The sequence below is a fragment of the Vulcanococcus sp. genome (assembly GCF_044369115.1).
GTDB lineage: Bacteria > Cyanobacteriota > Cyanobacteriia > PCC-6307 > Cyanobiaceae > Vulcanococcus.
Window position 1 is genome coordinate 1 of sequence record NZ_JBIPMN010000243.1, and the last position, 2,777, is coordinate 2,777.

The window sequence follows — 2,777 nt, forward strand, 5'->3', positions numbered from 1 at the left end:
GCCCCAACATCCCGGCCGATGAACCCCGCAACGCCCACGCCCATCTGCAGGCACTGCTGCTCGGCAACCAGGTGATCGTGAACGTGAGCAAGGGCGAACTGGTGATCGGCACCTACCAAGACGTGATCCTGGTGGAGCTCGATGGCCCGCGCCAACGACAGGTGTCGCTGCAGTGGCTGAGCAGCTAAAGATCATCGGGCTGCAGAACCGTATGTTTGGCGATGCGAGCCAGCATGCGCGGACCAAGCTCCTCTCCGTCATGGAAGGCGAAAGCAACATCAGGCCATCCATCTCGCGCCAAGGTGGGATGCGATCCGCTCTGCCAGTTCACGTGCCAGCCCAGAGCGATCAGAGCGCCGAGAACCAGTTTGGCCTTTGCTGAAGGCCAAACGCTGATGCTGCAGTGGGAACAACGATGTTGGTGGTGACTGGAGCCGCTTCAGCATGCTCCAACTGCTCAGCCAGGGCCCTCAATGCCAGAGCTTCGGCCCTTGCCATGGCTTCGGAAGCGGATGCTCCATAAGCAAGCGCACCGGGTAGCTGAATTACTTCCGCCATTCAGCGTCCGTCGTCTTCCTGCTCAACTTCCAGATGAAAATTCATACCTCCAGCCTCCTGTCTCAACCCTAGAAGCATTCCCCCCAATCCACAGCCACGGAGCCCAATCAGCAGGCCGCAACCAACAAGCCATCCCGCGGGCTCGGGCTGGGGATCAGCGCCAGGGTGAGGTCTTGCTCCGGAACCAGCTGCAGCACAACCTGCTGCAGCAAACCAACAGCCATCAACCGGATCTCCAGTTCCGCTAGGGCTTTGCCCAGGCAGACCCGTTCGCCGCCGCCGAAGGGCAACAGCGTGAGCCCGTGATCAGGTTCCAGATGCCGCTCGGGCCGGAACGCATCCAGATCCGATGCATCACTGCTGCTGGTGCGATTGGAGGCCGCAATGGCCACCTGCACCACACGCCCCTCGGGAACAAGCACCCCATCCAGCAGCAGCGGCCGCGTGGTGCGGCGGAAAAAACCACCCACCGGTGGATTGAGACGCATCACCTCCTTCACCACCGCGTCCAGCCGAGGAGCCGCGATCGCTTCCGGTAGCGGCCAAGCCAGCGTTTGCACTTCGGCTTGAAGCCAGTGCAACACAGGCGGATGCTGCAGCAGAGCCGCCATCAGGCAGCTGAGTGAGGAGGCTGTGGTTTCGTAGCCGGCGAACAGCAGCAGCAGCAACTGCTCCACAAGGTCGTCGTCGGTGAGGGGAAGACCGGCCTCATCCAATCCACCGCTCAGCAGATCCAGCCCGCCGGTGGGGCGATCCTTGGCCCGCACCAATACACCCCGCAGCCGCTCCAGCAGACGCGCCCGCGCCTGCAGTGCCTTGGCAAAAGGGCTGCCTGGGATGGCGATCGGCACCGAAAACAAGGCGCGCGTCCAGATTTCGAAATCAGCGAACAGCGCGTCGATGTCGTCGCCCTCAAGGCCGAGCACCACCAAAGCGATCACAGCGAAGGCGAAGCGCCGCATGCGATCCACCAGCCGCACCGGGCCGGTTGACACCTTCAACTCCGCGGCCAATTGATCCACCAACGCCACAATCACCGGGCTGTAGCGGCGCAGCGCTGCCGCTGAAAACAGCTGCCCCACCACCCGGCGCCTGGCGCGGTGGTCGGCGCCGTTGCGATTGGCGAGCGAACGGCTACCCAGAAGCTGACGAACGCTCTCCGGCCACCAGCCCACCGTGCCGTCGCTCTGGCTGAACAGATCGCTGATCGCCCGCTCCCCGCGGATGAACACCAGCTGCTGGCCCAGCAACTTGGTTTCAAACACGTCGCCGAGCCGCTCAAACCGCGTGCGCGCGAAATCGGCTTCGCGGAAGAAGGCCAACGCCTCCAGCACCCCGCTCACAGCGCCACTGTTCGGCAACGGCCGCCCACTCAGGGCCATGGGTTCACCAGCCACGCCACTGACCCTAAATGGGGGTAGTGGCCGCCGTGCGACTCACGGGAGACTGCCCCCATCAGGACACGAGGACAAGGCGATGACCTGCCTCAAACCGCCCAGCCCACAACCGAAATCCAACCGAACCTGCCTGGGATCCACTTGCATGAAATGGACCCCCAGCGGAGAGCTCTCCGAACTGGACCTCCACACCATCCTCGAGCGGCTGGCCCGCGTGGATCCCAACGTGGCTGGATCAGAAGATGCCGAGGGTCTTCTTCTTGCAGTACCCAGCGCCGATGTTCATCCAACCTGAGAGGCAGGCCTTGCCACCGGTGGGCTGCACTTCGTAGTAGATCGGCGAATAGCAGCTCTGCTTGAGGTCGTTCACATAACCCAGCGGGCACTGGTCGTATCCGGGCAGCTTCGGGATGCGGTTCTGCGCCAGCGCTGCACCCGAGCCCAGAAATGGTGCACCCACAAGAGCAAAGGCCGCAACGACGCGAAGCGAGTTCACCACTGGTCAGGCAACTGGCATCAGCCTAGGCAGACGGCCAGAGCTGCCAGGATGCCCACCATGACCTATTCCGTGCTCAGCCACGACGCCTGGGGCAGCGCCAGCGTGGGCAGCTTTACCAGCTTGGCGCAGGCCCGTGAGGTGTTTGAGGCCCTGCAAAAGGATCGTTGGTTCCTGGCTGACGGCACGGTGCGTGGCCTCTCGATCGTGGAAGCCAGCTCCCCCCGGTTTCAGGAAAGTTGTCACCCTTGTGATCAGTACACCCGGGGGCTTGAGGACATGACCAATGCGTCGTTACAGCGAGGCCGTTAAAGCTGATGTGAGGA

5 protein-coding genes are annotated in these 2,777 nt (G+C 63.0%); 2 read left to right on the plus strand and 3 right to left on the minus strand.

The annotated features are described in order from the left end of the window. A partial coding sequence (locus ACIQ2E_RS13905; RefSeq protein ID WP_398331778.1) for a YjbQ family protein occupies window positions 1–188 on the plus strand: 188 nt, incomplete at its 5' end. Here ACIQ2E_RS13905 and ACIQ2E_RS13910 read toward each other — a convergent pair. From ACIQ2E_RS13910 to ACIQ2E_RS13920, 3 genes are all read right to left on the minus strand, one after another. Further along, window positions 185–397, minus strand: coding sequence for a type II toxin-antitoxin system HicA family toxin (locus ACIQ2E_RS13910; RefSeq protein WP_398331787.1), 213 nt, complete (start codon window positions 395–397; stop codon window positions 185–187). The genes ACIQ2E_RS13905 and ACIQ2E_RS13910 overlap by 4 nt on opposite strands. Before the next feature lie 268 nt (window positions 398–665). Further along, window positions 666–1,940 carry a cytochrome P450 gene (locus ACIQ2E_RS13915; protein WP_398331781.1) on the minus strand — a complete coding sequence of 425 codons (1,275 nt, stop codon included), beginning with the start codon at window positions 1,938–1,940 and terminating at the stop codon, window positions 666–668. A gap of 250 nt (window positions 1,941–2,190) precedes the next feature. Further along, window positions 2,191–2,415, minus strand: coding sequence for a hypothetical protein (locus ACIQ2E_RS13920; protein WP_398331790.1), 225 nt, complete (start codon window positions 2,413–2,415; stop codon window positions 2,191–2,193). A gap of 96 nt (window positions 2,416–2,511) precedes the next feature. Between ACIQ2E_RS13920 and ACIQ2E_RS13925 the strand changes: the two genes are divergently transcribed. Continuing rightward, window positions 2,512–2,763 carry a hypothetical protein gene (locus ACIQ2E_RS13925; RefSeq protein WP_398331784.1) on the plus strand — a complete coding sequence of 84 codons (252 nt, stop codon included), beginning with the start codon at window positions 2,512–2,514 and terminating at the stop codon, window positions 2,761–2,763. Window positions 2,764–2,777: the final 14 nt, after the last annotated feature.